At 35.9% G+C, this 23,316-nt stretch carries 19 protein-coding genes, 1 tRNA gene and 2 pseudogenes; 13 read left to right on the top strand and 9 right to left on the bottom strand.

What is annotated here, in order from left to right; all coding sequences use genetic code 11:
• Nucleotides 1-776: 776 nt before the first annotated feature.
• The 3 genes from WKH12_RS01240 (at nt 777) to WKH12_RS01230 (ending at nt 4,255) form a co-directional block, all read left to right on the top strand.
• The gene (locus tag WKH12_RS01240) at nt 777-1,376 is read left to right on the top strand and encodes a peroxiredoxin (RefSeq protein ID WP_253309335.1); all 600 of its coding nucleotides are present in this window, start codon (nt 777-779) and stop codon (nt 1,374-1,376) included.
• The gene (gene trxB, locus WKH12_RS01235; protein ID WP_434732446.1) at nt 1,363-2,301 is read left to right on the top strand and encodes a thioredoxin-disulfide reductase; all 939 of its coding nucleotides are present in this window, start codon (nt 1,363-1,365) and stop codon (nt 2,299-2,301) included. Before WKH12_RS01240 ends, trxB begins: the two co-directional genes overlap by 14 nt.
• 235 nt (nt 2,302-2,536) lie before the next feature.
• Nucleotides 2,537-4,255 (top strand): ankyrin repeat domain-containing protein, encoded by a 1,719-nt coding sequence (locus WKH12_RS01230; protein WP_434732445.1) that lies wholly within the window; start codon nt 2,537-2,539, stop codon nt 4,253-4,255.
• On the opposite strand, the gene WKH12_RS01225 is transcribed toward WKH12_RS01230, so the two are convergent.
• The 4 genes from WKH12_RS01225 to tldD form a co-directional block, all read right to left on the bottom strand.
• A complete protein-coding gene (locus tag WKH12_RS01225; RefSeq protein ID WP_253309339.1) occupies nt 4,200-5,132 on the bottom strand; it encodes a tyrosine recombinase XerC in 933 nt (310 codons plus the stop codon). The genes WKH12_RS01230 and WKH12_RS01225 overlap by 56 nt on opposite strands.
• A gap of 2 nt (nt 5,133-5,134) precedes the next feature.
• On the bottom strand, nt 5,135-6,523 hold the full coding sequence (gene lpdA, locus WKH12_RS01220; RefSeq protein ID WP_434732444.1) for a dihydrolipoyl dehydrogenase: 1,389 nt from the start codon (nt 6,521-6,523) through the stop codon (nt 5,135-5,137).
• On the bottom strand, nt 6,516-7,625 hold the full coding sequence (locus WKH12_RS01215; protein ID WP_341822815.1) for an outer membrane protein assembly factor BamB family protein: 1,110 nt from the start codon (nt 7,623-7,625) through the stop codon (nt 6,516-6,518). Before WKH12_RS01215 ends, lpdA begins: the two co-directional genes overlap by 8 nt.
• Before the next feature lie 1,040 nt (nt 7,626-8,665).
• Nucleotides 8,666-10,084, bottom strand: a complete 1,419-nt coding sequence (gene tldD, locus WKH12_RS01210) for a metalloprotease TldD (protein WP_434732443.1) — start codon at nt 10,082-10,084, stop codon at nt 8,666-8,668.
• A gap of 62 nt (nt 10,085-10,146) precedes the next feature.
• Between tldD and WKH12_RS01205 the strand changes: the two genes are divergently transcribed.
• The 6 genes from WKH12_RS01205 (at nt 10,147) to WKH12_RS01180 (ending at nt 13,224) form a co-directional block, all read left to right on the top strand.
• Nucleotides 10,147-10,231 (top strand) — tRNA-Leu (locus WKH12_RS01205).
• A gap of 70 nt (nt 10,232-10,301) precedes the next feature.
• The gene (locus WKH12_RS01200) at nt 10,302-10,793 is read left to right on the top strand and encodes a hypothetical protein (RefSeq protein WP_434732442.1); all 492 of its coding nucleotides are present in this window, start codon (nt 10,302-10,304) and stop codon (nt 10,791-10,793) included.
• An 81-nt stretch (nt 10,794-10,874) separates the two neighbouring features.
• Complete coding sequence (locus WKH12_RS01195) at nt 10,875-11,258, top strand: hypothetical protein (protein ID WP_434732441.1); 384 nt, start codon at nt 10,875-10,877, stop codon at nt 11,256-11,258.
• A gap of 152 nt (nt 11,259-11,410) precedes the next feature.
• Entirely contained in the window at nt 11,411-12,118 is a 708-nt protein-coding gene (locus tag WKH12_RS01190; protein WP_264687969.1) for a uroporphyrinogen-III synthase, read from the top strand.
• Nucleotides 12,118-12,897: an exodeoxyribonuclease III gene (locus tag WKH12_RS01185; protein ID WP_253309345.1), complete on the top strand. Its 780-nt coding sequence runs from the start codon at nt 12,118-12,120 to the stop codon at nt 12,895-12,897. Before WKH12_RS01190 ends, WKH12_RS01185 begins: the two co-directional genes overlap by 1 nt.
• 192 nt (nt 12,898-13,089) lie before the next feature.
• A complete protein-coding gene (locus WKH12_RS01180; RefSeq protein ID WP_434732440.1) occupies nt 13,090-13,224 on the top strand; it encodes a hypothetical protein in 135 nt (44 codons plus the stop codon).
• Nucleotides 13,225-13,228: 4 nt separating this feature from the next.
• Here the strand turns inward: WKH12_RS01180 and tnpC are convergent, their stop codons facing one another.
• The gene (gene tnpC / locus WKH12_RS01175; protein ID WP_434732010.1) at nt 13,229-14,584 is read right to left on the bottom strand and encodes an IS66 family transposase; all 1,356 of its coding nucleotides are present in this window, start codon (nt 14,582-14,584) and stop codon (nt 13,229-13,231) included.
• A 476-nt stretch (nt 14,585-15,060) separates the two neighbouring features.
• Nucleotides 15,061-15,990: a 4-hydroxy-3-methylbut-2-enyl diphosphate reductase gene (gene ispH / locus WKH12_RS01170; RefSeq protein ID WP_341823202.1), complete on the bottom strand. Its 930-nt coding sequence runs from the start codon at nt 15,988-15,990 to the stop codon at nt 15,061-15,063.
• A gap of 20 nt (nt 15,991-16,010) precedes the next feature.
• On the opposite strand from ispH, the pseudogene WKH12_RS01165 reads away from it, so the two are divergent.
• Nucleotides 16,011-17,213, top strand: a pseudogene (locus WKH12_RS01165) (peptidoglycan D,D-transpeptidase FtsI family protein); the annotation flags it as partial.
• Between the two features lie 4 nt (nt 17,214-17,217).
• Here the strand turns inward: WKH12_RS01165 and WKH12_RS01160 are convergent.
• A pseudogene (locus WKH12_RS01160) lies at nt 17,218-17,914 on the bottom strand (IS630 family transposase); the annotation flags it as partial.
• A 77-nt stretch (nt 17,915-17,991) separates the two neighbouring features.
• Between WKH12_RS01160 and WKH12_RS01155 the strand changes: the two are divergent.
• A protein-coding gene (locus WKH12_RS01155; protein WP_434732079.1) for an IS630 family transposase occupies nt 17,992-19,006 on the top strand; the annotation gives its coding sequence in 2 pieces (ribosomal slippage) (nt 17,992-18,456 and nt 18,458-19,006; 1,014 coding nt in all).
• A complete protein-coding gene (locus WKH12_RS01150) occupies nt 19,003-19,926 on the top strand; it encodes a group II intron reverse transcriptase/maturase (protein ID WP_434732439.1) in 924 nt (307 codons plus the stop codon). The genes WKH12_RS01155 and WKH12_RS01150 overlap by 4 nt, the downstream gene beginning before the upstream one ends.
• A 297-nt stretch (nt 19,927-20,223) precedes the next feature.
• On the opposite strand, the gene groL is transcribed toward WKH12_RS01150, so the two are convergent.
• Nucleotides 20,224-21,873 (bottom strand): chaperonin GroEL, encoded by a 1,650-nt coding sequence (groL, locus tag WKH12_RS01145; RefSeq protein WP_434732438.1) that lies wholly within the window; start codon nt 21,871-21,873, stop codon nt 20,224-20,226.
• Between the two features lie 100 nt (nt 21,874-21,973).
• Nucleotides 21,974-22,264, bottom strand: coding sequence for a co-chaperone GroES (locus WKH12_RS01140; protein WP_373457551.1), 291 nt, complete (start codon nt 22,262-22,264; stop codon nt 21,974-21,976).
• A 173-nt stretch (nt 22,265-22,437) separates the two neighbouring features.
• Between WKH12_RS01140 and WKH12_RS01135 the strand changes: the two genes are divergently transcribed.
• Nucleotides 22,438-23,244 (top strand): CAF17-like 4Fe-4S cluster assembly/insertion protein YgfZ, encoded by an 807-nt coding sequence (locus tag WKH12_RS01135; RefSeq protein ID WP_253309649.1) that lies wholly within the window; start codon nt 22,438-22,440, stop codon nt 23,242-23,244.
• The last annotated feature ends 72 nt before the right edge of the window (nt 23,245-23,316 follow it).

Below are 23,316 nucleotides of genomic sequence, written 5' to 3'. Positions count from 1 at the left end.
AGATAGAGAATATCAGTAGCTTATTATTCTGGTATTTAGAACGGTCAGTGAATACCTAAATTTGAGTAAAAGAAATTTCACTACCACTCACTAATCCGGCTAAAATTCAAGAATTTCAATGCTTTAGCTATTTTCAATAGAATTAAATTTATTAATATAAATAATAAATTACTATTCTTAAATTTGATCAGATTGATTGCAAAAAAACAAGATTTTCAATAGGTTGCTTATAATCCTAACTATAGTTAGCCTTTCATAAATAGCGATGCAACAAAGCCATCCCAGTGTCTGGGCACTGGGATGACACCATTCTTTTTCCTGGATTCCAAACTGGGATGACAGCTAGCCTGACAATCGTCATCCCGCTGCTTGTTAGCGGGATCTAGAGATACCGCGGCGGTATGACGGTTCGTGGTGGAATGACGATAAGCTCGTCATCCCGCTGCTTGTTAGCGGGATCTATGTGAGATACCGTGAATAAATCACGGTATGACGTAGAAGCTATACTTTTATGCTTACCAACCCAATCAAAATCCTGGATCCCGCTGCTTGTTAGCGGGATCTAGAGATACCGCGAATGAATCGCGGTATGACGGTTCATGGTGGAATGACGTAGAATTTTATACTCACCAACTCAGTGTCCAATCTGGATTGTATCTTATCGGTAAAAAAGAAGAGCTATTTTAGGAAGTTTTTATAGGGCTAAAACTAAAGAAAACTTGCATATAAGTTCATCAAGTGTAAAATTAGAGTTGTTTTAAAAGAATAGGTCAATTATGAATCTTGTAACAAAATCTGCTATCGATTTTACTGCTTCAGCTGTTCTCTCCGGCGGAGAAATTGTTGATGATTTCTGTCTGAGTAAGCACATAAAAAATAAGTATGCTGTCCTTTTTTTCTATCCACTTGATTTTACTTTTGTTTGCCCAACTGAATTGATATCGCTCAATAATAGAATAAATGAGTTTGCAAAGCGTGGTATTGAAGTGATAGGAATAAGTGTAGATTCAAAATTTTCACATTATAAATGGCGAAACACTCCAGTTAATGATGGTGGTATTGGAGAGGTTAGCTACACTTTAGTGTCTGATATCAAAAAGTCTATATCAAGAGACTATGGGGTCTTATATGATGACTCAATTGCGCTGAGAGCAACTTTCGTTATTGATGATAAATTTATTGTACGTCATCAATCGATAAATGATTTGCCTTTAGGGCGTAATATCGATGAATTCGTTAGAATCATTGATGCAATTAAACATAATGAGGAGCATGGTGAAGTATGTCCAGCAGGGTGGAAAAAAGGTAAGCCAGCAATGCAGGCAAGCGATGAAGGAGTAGCTGATTATCTAAACTCATACAGTGAAGAATTATAGATTTAGTACAAAAGTTCTTATTATTGGATCTGGAGCAGCGGGTTATGCTGCTGCTATATATGCAGCACGTGCAAACTTAGAGCCAATTGTAGTAACGGGAATGCAGCCTGGTGGTCAGCTTACAATTACTACAGATGTTGAAAACTATCCTGGTTTTGTTTCAATACAGGGTCCAGAACTAATGGAGCAAATGAGGTTGCATGCAGAACAGGTTGGAGCAAAAATAATAGATGATGAGATAAAAAGCGTTGAACAACTTGAGGATTCTAATGAGTATAGGTTTAGATCTTCTGGTAATACTAATGACTACTATTCAGATGCAATTATAATTGCATCTGGTGCGCAAGCGAAGTGGCTTGGTTTGGAGAGTGAAAAGGAATTTCAAGGTTACGGAGTTTCAGCTTGTGCAACTTGTGATGGTGCATTTTTTAGGAATAAAGTTGTAGCTGTGGTTGGTGGTGGAAACACTGCTGTTGAAGAGGCGATATTTTTAACTCGATTTGCCAAAGAAGTTATACTAATACACAGGCGTGATAAATTGAGAGCGGAAAAAGTAATGCAAGATAGGCTCTTTAAAAATGATAAAATAAAAGTAATATGGAACCATACCGTAGAGCAGATTCTTGGAGAAGAAAATCCGAAAAAAGTTACTGGTATTATAATTAAATCAACGGAAGCTCAAGAATTGAAAGTCGATGGAGTGTTCATTGCAATCGGGCATGCACCAAATACTGGTATTTTTAAAGGTTTTGTTGAAATGGATAAGCAGGGTTATATAATTACGAAACCTGGAACAACTTTAACTAGTAAAGCAGGGGTGTTTGCCGCAGGTGATGTTCAAGATAAGGTGTATCGCCAGGCAGTAGTTGCCGCAGGAACAGGGTGCATAGCTGCACTTGATGCAGAGAAGTTTCTAGAGTCGTAATTAATTAACTCAGAATTAGGATTTTATAGCTAAAGTGACTTAAGTTCATCGATAATTTTAAAAACAAAAATTCGTCATTCCGCTACTTGTTAGCGGAATCTATGCTGAGATACCGCGAATAAATCGCGGTATGACGTAGGAAAACCTTTCTTGGGTTAGCTATAGATAAATTGCTTGCAATTTTCCTTTTTTTTACATAATTATATTAGTAAATCATTAATAAAGAGGGTTTAGTATGCCTTATAGAAACGTTGTAACATATTATGGAGCTTATGGAGGTGGTGATAACACGGCATCGCAAGCTCGAAACCCGACAACTTCAAGACAGCTAAGTGAATCAACAAAACAGTTATTTGAAGCTATTGATAATGGATATCTAGAAGGTTTTAAGCAAGCTCTAAAAGAAGGTGGGGATGTTAATGCGTTTGATGAAGAAGGCATGACACCTTTGATGTCTATTGTTAATGTCTATGTTGTCAGCGGTGATAAACAACCTACATTAGAGAAGATGTCCAAATTGCTTATACAAAACAGCAATATCGATATTAACGCTCAAAGTAGGGAATATGTTTATGAGGAAAGGCAAAAGAAAGATGAATTTGGGCGTCTAGTATATTTATCTCGTGGTCAAGAAGTGGTAGAAGTGCGACCAGGTTATTATATATATTGTAATAATGGTCAACCTGTAGATAACATGGATGATCAAGATAGACGTAGATATTTCAATTCCTACTATGATGGTGTAAACGAGAAGATAAGAACATCCAAGATAAAAAAAAATACTGTCTTACATATTGCTTGTCAAGTTGGAGCTAAAGATATAGTAAAAATATTGCTCACGCACCCAGGTATAAAAACTGATGTTAAAAATTGTGAAGATAAAGAACCTAAACGTTGTATTGCAAGAGGATTTGAGGACGTAATAAAATTAGAATTTAAAAAAGCACAAAAAGCAAACGAGTTGTTAGATGCTCTTTATAGTAGAGACTTTGACCAAGCGAACATGCTATTGAATGAAGAGCTTAACCCTAATTGCTGGAGAAGAGTGAGAACTGAAGAAATAACAACCCCCTTGAGCTTGATTATCATATTAGGCGCAGAAAAAATAACAGAAAATGGAAAACAAGTATTGATAAAGCTTTTAAAACATAAAGAGCTTGATCTTAATCAAATAAAGTCAACACCTGCGATGATACAACGGAAACAATTAAGAAAAATTATTGAAGAGAAACAATTAAAGCAAATAATCGAACAAGCTATTAAAGAGCGATTGATTGATGCTATTAATAGCAAGAATTTAGATGATGTGAAAAAATTAGTAGAAGATAATGACTTCATGAATTATGCAATTATTATTGCTGCATGGAGAAATGTTAATAATCCAATCGAGTCTATTGTAAATTATCTAAATGAAAAATTTCCTGCAAATACATTACAACCTTTGGCAAATACGAATAATATACCAGAAGATTTTAAGGAGTTTGTACAAGAGTTTGTAGATGAACTTAAAAAGACAGAAGCTCAACTTGCAGAAACAGAGCAAAAGCTGGATAAGGTTGTGCGTGAAAAAACGAGCGAAACTAGCAAAATTTCACAATTAGAAAGAGATAGGCTTTCATCAGAAAATAGACTGCTCCGTACTAAAAGTCTAAGTAATAAAAACGAAAAATCCTCACAAGCAATTTCTCCTGGTAAAAAACAAAGCAACTATGCTTATGCATTTTTTATATTATCTGGAGCATTGACTGGTTGTGTAGGTTTAGCAATTTTATACGATTATCTAGTAATAGGTGCTTGTCTTACAGCAGTTGCACTGGTCCTTTTTTTAGTAGGATATTATTTATGTAAAGCGGATGAACGAGATATAGGACCTGGTGGTACCACCGACAATCCTCAAGTTACAAGGGTTTTGATTTCTTCTCCAGGCCCTGCTGAAAATTTTTGTACATGTTAAAAACATCTTGATAATTGAGGTGAGTGTAAACCTGGGTGGTTTCCAGGCTTGAGTGGCCAAGCAGTTGTTGTATTGATCTTATGTCAATATCTTCCTGAAGCAAATGAGTAGCAAAACTATGACGAAATGCATGTGGAGATAAGATTTCTGGCAGATTTAATATTCTCCTTATTTTCTGCAAACGATTAGCCACATAAGTTCTTCCCAATTTTTTTCCTCTTACTCCCAAAAAAAGATATTGTGTTTCATTATTAATGCCAAGATAAGGACAGGCTTTTACATATTCCTGTATACACTTTTTTACTACCGGAAGAATGAATACCTGCCTTTGTTTATCTCCCTTACCTGTTACTATTAAACTTTCATTGTTAATATCACTAACCCCAAGGTTCAACGCTTCACTGATTCTTAAGCCTGTACCATATAGCAGGACGATAATTGCAATTTCTCTTTTTACCACCCAAGGTTCGCTCAAGTCAGATAATTTCATTTCTTTCACCAAAGTTTTTATATCAGGTATTGATAATGCTTTGGGCAGAGTTCTTCTCTGAATTGGCCTTGATAAGGAAAATACAGCTTCATTGTCTATATTGTAGTTGTTTTTTATGTACTTGAAGAAATTTCTGATTACTGAGAGTGCTCGAGCGTTAGATCTTGCATTCACACCTCTTGCATAACGAGAGGTAAGCCAACTTCTTAACTCAGGTATACTTAAATTTTTCAGAGTACCAACATTTACTTCTCCACCAATGTGAGTATTTAGGAAACTTATAAGATCCTTCAAGTCCCTCATGTATGACTCTAAAGTGTTTGGTGAATAAGATCTGTTGCACCTCAGCCACTCATACCATTTTTCAATGATTGAACCGAGGTCCACAATTATTTCTTAAAGAAAGCATCGATGCACGCATCTCGAAAGGCTTCATTTATATCAGGATGAGAGTGACAAATTCTGTATATATCCTCTGCTGCTGCGCCATATGCCATTGCAACCGCTGCTTCGTTGATTAGCGTATCAGCGTATGCTCCTATGATATGCACACCTAGTATTGTATCTGCTCTGCTACAAGTCAGCACTTTCACGAATCCTTCAGCATCATCAGTGATTTTTGCTCTGCCGTTTGCAGCAAATTGACATTTACCAACTTTGTACTTATAGCCAGCATTTTTGAGTTCCTCTTCGGCTTTACCGATCGAAGAAACCGCAGGGTGAGTGTAAATGACAGATGGTATAATTTCATAATCAACGTGAGGTGACTGTCCTGCTATTATCTCTGCAACTGCCACTCCTTCTTTCTCTGCTTTATGAGCAAGCATTGCTCCACCAATCACATCACCAATAGCAAATATTCCTTTCACATTAGTTTCATATCTGTTGTTAACTTGAACGAAACCGCGATTATCTTTTTCTATTTTTTCATCAATACCAAGACCATCAGTACAGGGTTTGCGTCCTGCTGCCACCAATACCTTATCCGCCTCTATAGTGTTTGTTTGATTATCTTTTACAGAGCAAACTTTCACACTCAAAGAGTTACTACTTTGTTTTATTCCCTCAACTTTAGTGCTAAGTAAAAATTTTATTCCTTGTTTTTGTAGACTAGAAAGTAGAGACTTACTTAATTCTCCATCCATTGCTGCAGCGATTCTGTCAAAAAATTCTACTACAGTGACTTCAGACCCTAGCCTCCTCCATACAGAAGACATTTCAAGCCCTATTGCCCCGGCTCCGATTACGACAAGTTTTTTTGGTACTTCAGTTAAAGGCAATGCACCAGTTGATGAAATAATACTTTTCTCATCGATATTAATTCCTGGCAAAGAAATAACGTCAGAACCGGTTGCAATTACTATATTTTTTGTCTTCAGCACCTTATCTTCAACTGAAACTTCAAGATTACCTTGGTCAAAAGAAGTAATTTTCCCAAGTCCATTGATTTTAGTGATTTTGTGAAGGTTAAACAGATATTCTATACCTTTTCCAAGTTCCTGAACTCTGGCGTCCTTATAGCCTAGCATTTCTTTTAAATCGAAACTTGCATCCTTAATTTTTATGCCAAGCTTCGACAGATCATTTTTCGTGTGAGCATACTGATAGGAAGAATGAAGTAGTGCTTTGGAAGGTATGCACCCAACTCGCAAGCATGTACCACCAAAAATGCTATTTTTATCTATGCAGGCAACTTTCAATCCAAGTTTTGCAGCAGCGATAGCACACTTATAACCGCCTGGACCACCACCTATAACAATCAGGTCATAATCAATCATAAAGAACAAACCTATTTTCTAAAGAATAAACACCATTTCCCTCAGTTGTTACATATATTTTATCGTGAGTAAACACTGGAGTGTGAAACACATTACCAGGTACTTTGATTACCTTTCCTGCACTTTCAGATCCAGGAAAAGCAAGCATTGAACCTTTATTGCTTGTCACCCACAGTGTATGGGCATGCACAATTGGAGCAAACAATTGCGTATTTTCTATTAAATCAGATGCCCAGACTGTTTCTCCATTTTTTATATCCAGGCCGATTATTTTATTATCTTCAGTTACTATAAAAATTCTTCCGCCTTCTTTTTGTTTCTCTGCAGGAATAAGAGGACTATAATATGACTCAATGTCTGATACACTTTTTACTTGCAGTGACTTTGACCACAAAATATTTCCTGATTTCACGTCAATACCATAAATATAAGAATTGTTTGTAGCTATTAAAGTATCGCCAAGCACTCTCGGTGTAGTAGTTACATCTGTGAGCTGTGTATCCAAAAGGTTTGTAGCCAATTTTTGGCTCCACAATTTTTTACCGTCTTCATTAAAAGCTATTAACTCACCATTTGAAAATGGTGCTATTATTTTATCGTTAGAAATTGTTGGCGATATGGAATACAAACCTCGAACCTCATTGATACCGTTTTGATAAGCCCAAACGGAGCTGCCATCTTTTATATCAAACACGTACAGATAATTATCAATAGTCAATACTACCAATTTATTATTTATTACTGCTGCTTTCCCTCTTACTGGAGCTCTCAATTCTTTTTCCCACTCAATCTTGCCAGTTTTTGCATCTATTGCGTGTAAAGTGTTATCCACTATAAAGAAAACATTTTTTTCATAATGCGATAGGCTCATGTTACCAATTTTTTTCCTATGTGAGAGGTGTAATTTCCAATTCATAGCCTTTGAGTTATCAATATCAAAGGAATATAAAGCGCCGTGCTTGTCTGATAAAATAACGCTATCTTCTGTAAGCACTGGAGCTACATATCCTTGAGATAGTTTTTTATCCACTAGACTTATTCGCTCGCTTGCCATTGTGTAACTGCTACACAATAACATTATTATAACAATTATTACTTTCATTACTTAGTTGAGAACAAGATTTATTAATATACATACTAGAAATCTTAATCACAATGAAAATGTTCTTGTTGTACGTTGAAACATTGATTTATGAACAGAATATTATACTATTATGTAAAAATCATACTCTTAGAGGTAATACACCTCATCCACTATGCGGCAACGTGCATAGCTGTATGAACATTGAGATATAAAAGTAATTTATACCAAGAAGAAAGATGTCATCCAAGTAGCTTGACTACTTGGATCCAGATTGGATACTGAGTTGGTGAGTATAAAAGTATAGCTAACGCGAGCTCTGCGTCATACCGTGATTAATTCGCGGTATCTCAGCCGCTAACACATAGCGGGATGACAGCAATCCTACGTCATACCGCCGCGAACCGTCATACTGCCGCAGATCGTCATACCGCGATTCATTCGCGGTATCTCTTAGCATAGATCCCGCTAACAAGCAGCGGGATGACGGTTGTCATAGTGTCATGAAAGTAGCTGACACTGGTTTCCATCCAAGAGGGTGTCATCCGAGTAGCTTGACTACTTGGATCCAGAAAACTTAACTTTAAATAAGTGGCTGCATAATAAAGACTAGATTCCAGCGTCACGCGCTGGAATGACACCATTTTCGGTCTCTTAAATTGCTTTAGCTACAAACATTAAGAAATTTACCAAGCGGAAAAAAAGGCAAAAGAAGCCCCGTGGTGCGAGTTTTGACTCTATATTACTGTAAGTGGCGCTGTAATAATGTGCTAACGCTTAAAATAAGCGCGATTTGGCTGAATGTAGAAAAAATTTAAAAGACATGCAGCCGCTATAATTTTATGTAATCCGCCAAAAAATACCCTAAGTTTTTTACTGAATTTTGTCATTGAGCCTGCAGGTCAAAAACAAGTTTTGAGTCAGAAATACCCTTATTGTCATAATAAGGAGGCTGGCGAAGTTTGTCAAGTAAGTTTTTTCGTTTCTGCGGGCTACTTGAATAACGGCTACAATGTTTGTACAATTGTTCGTCATGCGCTGGAACCCGTTTTAGCCCTTATCTATATCTCAGTTCCACCAACAGTTATTGCGTCGACTTTGAGTGTTGGTTGACCAACTCCAACGGGCACATTTTGTCCATCTTTTGAGCATGTGCCAACACCGGGGTCCAACTTTAAGTCGTTGCCAACCATGGATACTTTTTTTAGCACTGTTGGCCCATCACCAATTAGTGTTGCTCCTTTGACTGGCTGTGTAATTTTACCATTTTCTATTAAGTAAGCTTCTGAAGATGAAAAAACAAATTTCCCTGACGTTATATCAACTTGCCCACCACCGAAATTTACTGCATACAGACCTTTCTTTACGCTAGATATTATTTCTTCCGGCGTATGTTTCCCTGGTAACATATAGGTGTTTGTCATGCGCGGCATAGTAACTTCTTTATAACTTTCTCTTCTACCATTACCAGTTGGATTCACACCCATGAGTTTAGCATTCATATGATCCTGCATGTAGCCTTTGAGAATTCCATCCTCTATCAACACATTATAACTGGGTGGAGTACCTTCATCATCTATGCTAATAGAACCACGCAAATTAGGCAGAGTTCCATCATCAACTACTGTGATGCCACTAGCTGCTACTTGTTTACCAATAGAATTTGAAAATGCTGAGACTCCTTTACGATTAAAATCGCCTTCGAGTCCATGACCCACAGCTTCATGCAACAATACTCCCGGCCAGCCCGGACCTAGAATAACTGTCATTTCTCCGGCTGGAGTTGGAATTGCTTCAAGATTTACCAGTGCTTGTTCCAAAGCCTGGTTTGCAACTTCTTTCCACTTTTTCTCAGAAATAAACTTACTATAAGAATCCCTTCCACCGTGTCCTGCGGAGCCTCTCTCGGTTCGACCATCTTTCTCTACGATGACTAACACATTAAAACGTACCAGAGGCCTGATATCGCTTAATCTGTGATCACCCTTTATTATTTGTACGACTTGCCATTCTCCACTTAGAGTTATTTTTACTTGCTTCACGCAGTTATTTTTGGACCTTACATACTCATTAACCTCATTGAGTAGTTTAATCTTTGAATTCAGATCCATTTCATTTGTAGGGTTAATCCTCGAATATAGACTTTTTGTCTCTTCGTTTAAATTTATTGAATTTGTCTTGTTTAAAGACACTGAGCTTTTTACCATAGAAGCAGCATTACTAATTTCTTTTTCGCTAATCTCAGAAGAACAAACGAAAGATGTACTATCCTCACAAAAAGACCTTAAACCAAATCCCCTTCTGGTATTCAAATCCACGTGTTTTAATATATTGTCATCAAAAACTAGGGACTCCGACTGGCAAAATTCTAGAAACAGCTCACCACCATCGCTATTGCTCAAAGCGTTATTGACTATTTTATATACGTTATTAATATTAACATTGTTTTGAGCGAAAAATATTTGATCTAGATTTGGCATTACCTTTGAACTAAAAATTGTTTAAGTATATTATTTAACTTTAACATAGTAAACTATAAAAAGCCCGGGTGGCGGAATTGGTAGACGCGCTAGCTTCAGGTGCTAGTAACTTTTTAAGTTGTGGAAGTTCAAGTCTTCTCTCGGGCACTCTTAGCTTCCATATTGCTTGTTGAATTAGTTAATGCTACAATATAACGTATTAGGTAATATTTATGCTATGTATGGTGAAAAAGATAAGTTAGCCTACAGAAAGAAGGTACGAACTTACTCGAAACGCTTAGTTACTGCGCTATCTACTGCCCTTTTTATTGGATATATAGCAACATTAGTCTTTAATATTTCTGGGCTAAGTGTACATTCTGCCGCTCTTAGTATCACACTAAGTGCAATTTCACTTGGCTTAAATTCATGGTCACGTACTGATCACTTTCGAAAATGCGAGCTTAATAAGCAGCTTGGTGTAGAAAACTCTCCTGGACAAAAAAAATTAACGAAGATCTATCTTGATATAGTATCCAGCGTTTCATTTCTAATAGGAGGTATTGCATCTATGTCGCTTTTTGAGTCTTCTGTTATCTATTTTGTTTCTACACCTTTTTTTATTTTAGGTTGTGCTATTATGGCAACTAATATCATTCCGACTTTGATCAGCAAACCACAGGCAGAAAAACCTACTGATACCCTCTCTCCATCTGTAAAAGCAGTTTAAGTGTCAACAAGTTAACTTATTTGACTTGTATAGGAATATTAGCTATAATATTAATAGTTTAATAATAAAAGAGGTTAGTATATGGATTTTTTAAACAGTCACCCAGATTTTTTTGAGGATAATGCTTATTATGTAATATCTGAATATAATACGGATAATCGAGATCTTACAGATCTTAGTACATATGTAGTAGAACGTGATGCATATGAGAATTTGGTATTCAAAAACTTATATACATATATACGTTCCGATGGAAACGTACATAAAGATATAATGCTTAATCCAAAATCTTTACAAATAGAAGAGAGGATAGAAGATAGCAGCATCGAACAGTGTTATACAAATAACTATAAGATAGATAATGGAACTTTATCTTTAGATGAGAGAGAATTAGTATTCAATATAACTCCAGGTAAATGGAATGATTCAACAGAGTTCAATGTAATTAGCATTAAAAAAGTATAAGTGAATTTAAAGCTTAGTGGTAAATAGGGGACTGAGTATCCTTATTTCAACATCAATTACTTGAATAGTTGCTCAAGCCATCAAAATAAAAATTTTTATTCAGTAATTTTTGTATAAAGGGTACTATTTTACTAGTAGTGAAATAAATCAGAATGAAGTCTATTTTATTAACGAGGCCTTTATTGGATTCGTTCAATACAAGAAATATATTGAGAAAGTATGGATACAAAGTTTTTATAGAACCAGTATTCACAATAAAGTACTTAAATCCTGATATATCTGCGTACGAATTTGACGTTGTGATATCTACAAGTAAAAACAGTGTAAAGGCTTTTAGTCAAATATGCAAAGAGGATGACTTTCCGATTATTACAGTTGGTAATTCAACCATGCAGGCTGCAAAAAATTTGGGATTTTCTGATATAATCTCAGCAGACAGCAACGTTGATGGTCTGATATCATTCATAAAAGCTCATTATTCAAACGCAATAAAGTTCTTGTATATAAGGGGACAAGAAGTATCATGTGACCTAAAAAAGAGATTATCTGAAGAAGATTTTAATGTAAGAGAAGTTGTACTCTATAAAACAATTATAAAAAGGAGTCTAACTAATAGGTGTAAAAATTTACTGTTGGATGGTAAAATTGATAGTGTTGCTTTTTTTTCCTCACAGACAGCAAGGGTATTTTGTTCATTAGTTCTAAAAAGTGGGCTATCTCATGTGATGAATAATACAGTTGCATATACCATGAGTAAAAACATTGCTGATAGTTTAAGGTTAATCAAATGGAAAAAAATTATAACATCGAGGTTGCCTACTGGGGAGAGTTTAATTGATATAATTAATAAGGATTGTTGATGCTAAAGATTGCAACTTGGAACGTAAACTCCATACGTAAAAGAGTTAACCAACTTTGTAGTTTTATAGTTGACAGTCAGATAGATATAGTTTTGCTGCAAGAGATAAAATGTACGGAAGAGCAATTTCCTTATGTAGAGATAGAAAAGTTAGGATATGAATATGCTATCTATGGACAAGTTGCAAGAAATGGCGTTTGTGTTTTATCTAAATATCCGATACTGGAAAAATTAAAAATTGATGTTGTAGAGAGTCATCAAGAAGCACGTTATATAGAATGTGTGATAAAACACACCAATCATAAGGTAAGGGTAGGAAGTGTATACGTTCCAAATGGTCAAAGCCCAGACTCTCATATGTTTGAGTATAAACTCAAGTTTTTTGATAACCTATATGAAAGGATGAGCACTTTGTTGAAAAATGAAGAGTTAACTATTATAGCTGGCGATTATAATGTTGCACTGGATGAAATTGATGTTTTTGATTCAAATTTATTGAATGGCCAAGTGTGCTTTCATATAAAAGAACGTGAGAAGTTAAGAGCAATCTTGAATCTTGGGTTTAAAGACACGTTTAGAATATCCCACCCCAATTTGCAACAATTCACTTGGTGGCATTATCAAGGCAATTCACTCAGAAACAATCAAGGAATGCGAATAGATTATATGCTATTATCGCCACAAGCTGTAGATAAATTGGAAACATGCTACGTAGATGATAGATTGCGTAAGCTAGAAAATCCGTCTGATCATACTCCTGTTGTATGCGTTATAGAATAATAGTAGACCTCTTACACAACTCACTTTATTGGCAAACTTAGGTAGTCTTACTTGGTTGCTGCCCTGTGGTTTTTTGCTGATCTAAAGTAACTTGTTCAAGCACAGTAGACGTAACCGTTCACGGAGATAAGGTGGTTTACAAAGTAAGTATAAAAGTGTAAAGAGATAGGAAGCTAAATATGGAATGGGTAAATGACAACAGTGCTGCAAGAAAAGGTTGTAGCAGAAAACGCTAATCTCAAGGAAGAAATAAAAGCACTGATCAGAGAAAATGATAGCTTGAAAGCAAAAATAGGTAACCGTTCACGGATTGTGAGAATGAATTAAAGAACTAAGCAGTGACAGCTACTAGATTCTGTAGCTTTTGAAAGGGGTTCTGGCCATTGAGACGTGATGTCAAAAATATCGACAACATTCTTTCCACGAATCTTTCTCCACGTTCTGACCAGGTGAAAAAGCTGTTTTTACGATAAATTACGTACCGTCTAATTTGCCGTTCTGCAAGGTTATTAGTTGTTTCTATCACTTCAGGTTTTCTTAAAAACTTCCACATCATATCCTCAGATCGTAACATCTTAGCGGCCATTCTTGAAGCTTGAGTGCTATTTGCAACCCTCGTCATTTTACGTAAAAAATGTTTTACCCTTTTCCGAATTTTTCGCACCAGTCGATAAAATCTCAAATTATCTATCAAATTTTGTTTTTTTGCCTTATCTACTACAAACACCTTATTGCTGAGCGATTTTAGTGCTTGGCCAATTTTGCTCACTTCAACATTTTTACTATGGGCAAATCTCTCAAAATCTCTTGCCAGATGTGCCCAACATATCTGTCTATTTTCACGATTGAAGTAATTGTATACAGCGTATCTATCGCTCACAAATATACCATCATATTCTGGCAGTAAACTCTTCAACACCTTCTTACCACGAGACTCGCTTACCTTCAGAAGTGTCAACGCTTTGTTTGTTATTACCCAACTCCAGCCTCTCTTTCCTTGATTTCTGTGCCCTGTTTCGTCTATATGCAAATACTCGCTTCCTTGCAACTCTTCCTTCATTTTCTCATATTCAGATGCACACTTCTTCGATACCCTGCGTTCAGTATTTGAGACTAAACCAAGGCTTATATTTAGATTAAAAATACTGCCCAAAATTTGCTGTACCTCTCTTTTTGAGTTAATAAAAAAGCCGCTAAGGCTGCTTATAACTGTTTTAGCATTGGGTCCTAGAAAATCTCTTGCAACACCTTCGGGTAAATTTGCTGTAATTCTTTTATTACATACTCTACAATGTCCTCTTTGCAACCTGTACTCAGTTACAATTGGCTTAATTTCTGGCAACTCTGCCTTCTGATGAATAATTTCATCTTCTAAAGTAATCTTACCTCCACACATACAAATTGTATCAATTGTGCATCTCACTACCTCGTCTGCAGCCATTAATTCACGCTTATGCACCTTATGTCCTGGCTGACCTCCTGGTTTTTTATCACTTTTCTTTTTTGCTTTCTTACGATATATATCTCGTGATGGTGGCAGCGATGAATTTTGCGAATTTAAGCCCAATTTGTCTTCTAATTCAACTATTTTTGCTTTCAAGCTATCATTTTCTCTGATCAGTGCTTTTATTTCTTCCTTGAGATTAGCGTTTTCTGCTACAACCTTTTCTTGCAGCACTGTTGTCATTTACCCATTCCATATTTAGCTTCCTATCTCTTTACACTTTTATACTTACTTTGTAAACCACCTTATCTCCGTGAACGGTTACAAAGAAACCCCGTGGTAATTAGTGTTCACTCTCTAATCCTGCAAATTGGCGTACTATACTGTCTTAAACGACTTATAAGCGCGTTTCAGCTTATATAGGTAAAAACCCAGAAATGTTGTGAAGACATAAGGTGCACATAGTGCAAAAAATTAAAAATAAGACGCCAACTACGTTGTTTTCTTGCTGTTTAATCTGCACAGATGAAGATAACTGAATACCTTCAGTACAATGATAAGGGGGCTGGCAAAGCTTGTAAAGTAATTTTTTCGTTTCTATTCCCAATAAAAGTTTGTTATATGGTTATGCAAGAGGTCTAATGAATCGCGGTATGACGTCTTAGCTATAGATGCTGATTTGTGTGATTTCAAGAGAAGCTTAGTAGATAAGTTGTGTTTTAAACCAGATTCGGTATTTTAAACTGAACATTTTCAATAATACCACCTGGCATAACTGAAATTTTTACACTCAGGTTTACTTTTAGGTAGTCCATTAATTCATCAACCAATATGTCAGGAGCAGAAGCACCTGCAGTGATTCCTATCTTTTCTACGCCATGAAACCAGCTTTTATTCACACAGCTGTAATTATCAATTAAGTAGGCTCTTTTTCCTCTGGCAGTGCACAGATCTAATAAGCGGTTTGAATTTGAGCTATTTTTACTTCCTACAACTAACACCATGTCTACAATTTCAGCTAGCTTTTTAACAGCATTTTGTCTGTTTTGCGTTGCATAGCATATGTCCTTTAAATCTGGACCTGTTATGCTTGGAAACCTGAGCTTCAGGGCAACAATAATTTCACGGGTATCGTCGATGCTTAACGTGGTTTGTGTAACATAAGATAAATTATCTGGATCTTTAACTTTTAAATTGCGTACGTCCTGCACAGTTTGCACTAAAATGATAGGATTATTTACTCTTCCTCTAATTCCCTTAACTTCTGGATGGTTTTCATGCCCAATGAGAATTAATTCTTTACCACTGTTTTCATACCTTTTTGCCTCTTTATGCACTTTGCTGACTAAAGGACATGTTGCATCAATCACTTGAATACCCTTTCTTTTTGCCTTATCTTCTATATTTTTTGATACTCCGTGCGCGCTGAAGATCAGTATTCCTCCATTATCTTCAATTTCCTCGATACTGTTCACAAAAACCACTCCTTGTCTCTTAAAGTCCTCTACTATATATTTATTGTGAACAATTTCGTGTAGCACATAAACTTGGCACTTGTTTTTGTATTTTTCTAAAGTAATAGCTAATATGTCCACAGCTCTTTTTACCCCGGCACAAAAACCTCGCGGCTCAGCTAAGATAATTTCCATTTTTGTCAAATCAAGTAAATATGCAAGCATTACTTAAAAATAAGCTCCGCTCACTGTGTTTTATAGTACCATTATTTACGTTTTATATAATAATTATTTTTCGCATATTCTCTTTAACATTTGATCAACCTACTACTTCAGAAAATTTTAGAAAAGATAATACAGTATATAAACAACCTGATATTTTAGATAGAAATGGAGTGGTAATAGCAACAAATGTGCCCACAACATCACTATATACAGATGCAACCAAAGTAAAGAATCCGGAAAGTATAGCAGCACAACTGTGTTCTATTTTGAATGATCTTGAATACGAGAATTCATATAGAGTACTTACTTCAAAAAAGAAATTTGCTTGGGTAAAACGGCACTTGACTCCAAAAGAACTGTTAGCAATAAAAAATGCCGGCGTGCCAGGAATAAACTTCTATAACGATGTAAAACGTATATATCCTCACAGTAATTTATTTTCACACGTGCTTGGTTACACTGACATAGATGGCAACGGTATTGCAGGAGTTGAGGCATATATAAGTAAAAACAAACAACATTCTGTTATCCAAGTAGCTGACACTGGGGTCCAGAAAAAAAATACGTGGATTCCAACATTACGCGCTGGAATAACACCTTGCCAGGGTATTCAACTATCCTTAGATACACGAGTGCAAAGCATAGTGCATGAAGAGCTAACTAAAGCTGTAAGCAGATATCAGGCACTCGGCGGAGTAGGAATTGTTTTAAATGTGAGAAATAGTGAAGTCATCTCAATGGTCATTCTGCCTGATTTTAACCCCAACCTACAGAATAAGGCAGAAGACGTACAAAAGTTTAATCGCGCCAGTCTTGGGGTGTATGAGATGGGGTCGGTATTAAAATTCTTTACAATAGCCGCAGCGCTTGATGCAAACGTTGTAAAAATTGATGATTTATATGACGTGTCAAAGCCAATCACTATTGGGAAATATAAAATTTATGATCTTCATAAATTTAAGATTCCGGAAATCACTGTGCGAGATATATTTGTGAAATCATCCAACATTGGTGCAGCAAAAATTGCAATTAAATTAGGTATTGAAAAACAAGTAGAATACTTTAAAGCTATGAAGCTATTTTCTCCTTTGAAAATAGAAATACCAGAAAAATCTACACCGATAATCCCGGATAAATGGAGTGAAAACACTTTAATAACAGCATCTTATGGTTATGGCATAGCTGTAATACCAAATCTCATAAATAAGTAGGCAAATAACTCACAGAACAAATGGTTTTGATCGAACTTTCCGTAATATTACGAATGAATGCACATACAGTATCCTCCAATAAACTAACAGAGTCATATATTCTATTTTTAATGAGATTGTCTTTCAAATATTGCCATAAACGCTCTACTGGATTTAACTCTGGTGAATATGGAGGTAAATAGATTAAGGTAATATTTTGTGGTATTTTTAAACCTTTGGATCTATGCCATCCTGCACAATCCACAACAAGAAATGCCTCCCTTGTTCCTAAATATTGTGACATCTGCTCAAGGAATATATTCATACAATCAGTATTGACGTTTGGTACGAATAAGCTAGAACTCTCTCGATTTCTAGGATTAACTGCACTATAGAGATAAAAGTTTTGCCTACCTAATTTTACCTTAACCTGTGTCCTAATGCCTTTTTTAAACCACCCGTGTCCAATCTTTGAATGTGTGCCAAACCGCGACTCATCGAAGAAAAATAGCTCTTTTTCGGGATACGTGACAATAGTTTCATTAAGATTTTTTTTTAAACTCTTCTTGTTTATTTTTATCCTGTTTATTGTGCACAGGCCTTGGAGTAATATACGAAAAACCTAACTTTTGCATCAGTCTATGTGCTGTAGACTTACTTACCTCAATAGAAAACATTTTCTCAATTATGATTTTTAATTTCTTATACCAATTCCTAAAAATAAATAGAGGAATAAAGAAAAATTTCTAAAATAGAATAATTTAAGAATTAGTGGGGAGTTATGGCAGGAAAAAGTAAAGCAATAGGAGAAGAATTATATAATAAGTGTAACCTGGAATTAAAGAAGCACGGCATAAGAGGAGAGATAGGAAGAAGATTACAGGCAATAATATCTGCAAAAGAATATGGAATAACAAAAGTTGCTCAAATATACCGAATTACTAGAACTACATTGATGAAGTGGATTACAAGATTTAAGGAAGGAGGAGTCAATGCGTTTAAAATACAACCAGGACGTGGAGTAAAGCCGAAGTTGAGCTACAAGCAGCAAGAAGAAATTAAAAATGTCATAGCAGAAGAAGGAGCCAACCTAACGGCTAAGAAATTAAAAATCATAATTGAGAAAATGTTTTCTATTGAGGTAAGTAAGTCTACAGCACATAGACTGATGCAAAAGTTAGGTTTTTCGTATATTACTCCAAGGCCTGTGCACAATAAACAGGATAAAAATAAACAAGAAGAGTTTAAAAAAAAATCTTAATGAAACTATTGTCACGTATCCCGAAAAAGAGCTATTTTTCTTCGATGAGTCGCGGTTTGGCACACATTCAAAGATTGGACACGGGTGGTTTAAAAAAGGCATTAGGACACAGGTTAAGGTAAAATTAGGTAGGCAAAACTTTTATCTCTATAGTGCAGTTAATCCTAGAAATCGAGAGAGTTCTAGCTTATTCGTACCAAACGTCAATACTGATTGTATGAATATATTCCTTGAGCAGATGTCACAATATTTAGGAACAAGGGAGGCATTTCTTGTTGTGGATTGTGCAGGATGGCATAGATCCAAAGGTTTAAAAATACCACAAAATATTACCTTAATCTATTTACCTCCATATTCACCAGAGTTAAATCCAGTAGAGCGTTTATGGCAATATTTGAAAGACAATCTCATTAAAAATAGAATATATGACTCTGTTAGTTTATTGGAGGATACTGTATGTGCATTCATTCGTAATATTATGGAAAGTTCGATCAAAACCATTTGTTCTGTGAGTTATTTGCCTACTTATTTATGAGATTTGGTATTAGGTATGGTGATGATATTCTGGTAGGGTTTGCAGGACCAAAAAATGAAGCTGAACAAATTAAAAATGAGATTGCTAAATTCCTCAATGAGGAGCTCAAACTTATGCTTAATGAAGATAAAACGCTTATTACACACGCGTGTGATAGCAAAGCCAATTTTTTAGGTTATAAAATACACGTCTTGCATGCAGATGATAAACATGATCATCGGACACAACGATGTATTAACGGTAGTATTGGGTTACGTGTACCACATCATATAAAGCAGAAAAAGTGTTCTGAATATATGCGTTGTGGAAAGCCTATACATTTACCTCAACGTACACTTGATACAGCTTACAGTATTGTTGCTCAGTATCAAACTGAATATCGAGGAATTGTACAATATTACAAAATGGCCTACAACCTTCACACACTAAGTTATTTGAAGTATGTGATGGAAGTATCATTAGTAAAGACTTTAGCATCTAAATACAAAACAACTTGCAGGAAAATTTATAGAAAATTTGGTGCAATGATTGAAAACGACGAAGGTGAAAAACGAAAAGTCATCCAAGTCAGAGTAGATCGTTTACCATCAAAGATACCATTAATTACACACTTTGGTGCTGTGTCACTAAAATGGAATAAATGGGTAAGTATAAGTGATAACCTTATACCAATATGGAATAAGCGTAGTGAAATAGAGCAAAGACTATTGGCACAAACTTGTGAATTATGTAAATCACAAGAGCAGATTGAAGTACATCACGTACGTAAACTTGCTGATTTGCTAGGTAAACGTAATACTGAGCTACCGAAATGGAAAAAGAGAATGATTGAACGACAGAGGAAGACTCTTGTTGTTTGTCATGAATGCCATAAGAAAATCCAATATGGAAAATATGATGGTGACTCCTTAAAACGTTAGATTATTGGAGAGCCACGTGATACGGAAACGATCATGCGTGGTTCGGAGAGGGGTTGTTGGAAAAGTACTTAACAAGTAACTCGCTGGCTGCCCACTCTACTTCATGCACAGTTCTGTGAGAGGCTGGCGGGGAAGGTCCGCTGGTCTACTCTCCCTATAGACAATCATAATATAAAAGAGTGAAACGGATGCAAACAGTAGTGCCTTTCTGCACCAAACGTATTACCTTTAACGAATAGTAAAATGTGAGATTTTTTGGAACTACCGTGGAGCAATTGCTCCACGGTTTCACTCTACTTAGAATCCACCCATGCCACCCATTTCTCCTGCGGCCATAGGAGATGAAGCATTTTCTTTGCTTGGTACATCAACTATCATAGATTCAGTAGTAATCAGCACACTCGCAACAGATATCGCTGTTTCAAAAGCAATACGCACCACTTTTGCTGGATCAATCACACCAGCTGTAAATGCATTAGCGTAATTCATAGCCTCAACGTTGTATATAAGCTCTTTATCATTCTGCTTAATCAAATAGTCAATGATAACAGCAGATTCAAGACCAGCATTTTTAACTAACCTTCTAATTGGAGCACTGAGAACTTTCTTGATAATGTTTATGCCTATTTGCTCTTCGTCACTTGCACCTTTTAATTTGTCGAGAACAGATGAAGCATAAAGAAGTGCAACTCCACCACCTGGAACTATGCCTTCTTCAATTGCAGCTCTTGTTGCATGCAGCGCATCTTCAACTCTATCTCTACGTTCTTTAACTTCCACTTCAGTTGCTCCACCAACTTTTAGCACAGCAACACCACCTGATAATTTCGCTAAACGTTCTCTTAGCTTTTCTTTATCATAATCAGAAGTTGAAGTTTCAATTTGAGATTTGATCTGCTCGATTCTAGCTTTCACACTGTCAGAATCGCTATTTTCGCTGACAACTGTGGTATTATCTTTAGTAATTTTAACATTTTTAGCAGTACCAAGATCATCAAGTGTCAGATCTTCCATCTTGATTCCAAGTTCATCTTTTATGACGTACTTAGCACCAGTCAAAGTTGCTATATCTTCGAGCATTTCCTTTCTTCTGTCACCAAAACCTGGAGCTTTTACTGCAGCAACTTTTAAACCACCACGCAATTTATTGATAACTAAAGTGCTTAATGCTTCACCTTCGATATCCTCTGCAATAATAACCAAAGGTTTACCAGATTTAACAACAGCTTCAAGAATAGGAAGTAAAGGTTGAATAATATTTAATTTTTTCTCTGTAATTAATAGATAAGGATTATCAAGCTCCACGATCATTTTTTCATTATTTGTAATAAAATACGGAGAGAGATAACCGCGATCAAATTGCATGCCAGTAGTCAGCTCAACTTCTAACTCTTTTGAACCTTTACTTTCTTCAACAGTGATTACACCCTCTTTTCCAACTTTTTTCACGGAATCAGCGATACTGTTACCTATATCCTTATCACCATTTGCAGAGATTATCGCAACTTGCGCTACTTCATCCATTTTCTCTAGAGAAATTGTACGAGACATTGATGCAATTTCCTTTAATATTACATCTTTTGCCTTCTGTATTCCGTTTTTAATACCAACACGATCGTTTCCAGCAGCAATTGATTTTGAAGCTTCCATGATCATGCTGCTAGTTAATATTGAGCACGTTGTTGTACCATCACCAACTTTGTCGTTACATTGAGAACAACTTTGGGCAAAGATGCTTGCTATTGCAGCATTCAGTGGTTTTTCAGGCTTGATACCCTTCATCACCTTATAACCATCTTTTGTAATTTCTGGTGCTCCATAGGGCTTATTAATCCCTACTGTTTTTCCTCTAGGTCCCGCAGTTATTGCTACCGTTGAATCCACTATTGCTGCGACTTCACGAAAGGCTTCTTGTAACTGCTCACCTGATACTACTACATTAGTCATTTTTATCACCTCTTGTTAATAAAAAATTTAGAAAACTATAATAAAATCATTTACAATGCGCCATGTTGCGCTTTGTTTCAATTTAGTAAAATAAAGACTGCTATTTAATGACAGCAAGTATATCGGACTCTTTCATCACGATAAGCTTTTCATCATTATGTTCTATTTCTGTACCAGCCCATTGACGATAGAACACTTTATCACCAGCCTTTACAGTTAAAGCTATGCGTTCGCCATTTGAGTTGCGTGAACCTTCACCAGTTGCTACAATTTCACCTTTAGTAGGTTTCTTTTCAGCACTTGATGGAAGCATAATTCCACCCTGCTTTTCCTCGCTAATAGGCTTGATCAGCACGCTATCATCCAATACATTTAAACTTATACTTGACATTTGCTTTTCCTCTCAACAAATTAACCTATAACTTTATATATATACTCGTAAGTTAGATTTCAAGGGCTGGAGCTTGTAAAATATGCACACCATATAAAATATGCACGCCAAAAGCAGTTTCTAAAAGAGCCTAATGTTATATAATAAAATTTAGGTTTATTTATAGAGATTTCATGAGTTATATACCATTCTTAAGTCGTGGTGTGATAGTGCTATATGGGCCTGACACTAGAGATTTTCTGCAGGGCATTATAACCAATGATATTAATAAGCTAGATAGCCAAAAAGCTATTTACTCTTTATTGCTTAGCCCTCAGGGAAAATACCTATATGATTTTTTTCTTATTGAATATGGTAGATATATTTTCTTAGAGTGCGAAAATGTGCACTTACAGCAAATAATCGAGAAACTAGATTTACTTAAAACTTATTTGAGAGTGAAAATTAAAGACATTAGTGCACTATATAAGGTTGGAGTTTTGTTTGATACTAAGTTGGCGGAGTGTAGTAGTAAGTCACAAGTTATTTTTCAAGATCCAAGGCACAAGCTGCTAGGAATGAGGATCATACATAAAGATGAAATAAAAGAACCGGTTGGAGATTTTATTCAGTATGAAAAAGTTAGAATTAAAAACCTTGTCCCAGATGGAGCAAAAGATATGGTACAAAATTCATCGTTCCCATTGCAATATTTAATCGATAAGGCAAACGGTATAAGCTTTAATAAGGGGTGTTACGTAGGTCAGGAAGTCGTAAATCGAATGAGCAGACAAGAAATATTCAGAAGAAAACTTTATCTTGTTGAGGGGGATAACGCACTTCCAGATATTGGCACTAAAGTGACAAATGAAAATAATGAGGAAATAGGGGAACTGCGCTCTAGTGTAGACAACATTGGACTTGCATTGCTTAATACTCAAAAAAGTCATGCAAATTTATATGTCGATGGGGTTAAGTGCGTTAAGACGTTGTATAATTAAAGTCTTAAGGTAGCGCATATAGAAACGAAAAACTTATTTTATGGCCTAGCGTCACGCACTAGAATGACATCA

Source organism: Wolbachia endosymbiont of Zygogramma bicolorata, assembly GCF_051130665.1.
In the GTDB taxonomy this organism is placed as follows: Bacteria; Pseudomonadota; Alphaproteobacteria; order Rickettsiales; family Anaplasmataceae; genus Wolbachia.
This window is presented reverse-complemented; position numbering and strand designations above follow the sequence as displayed.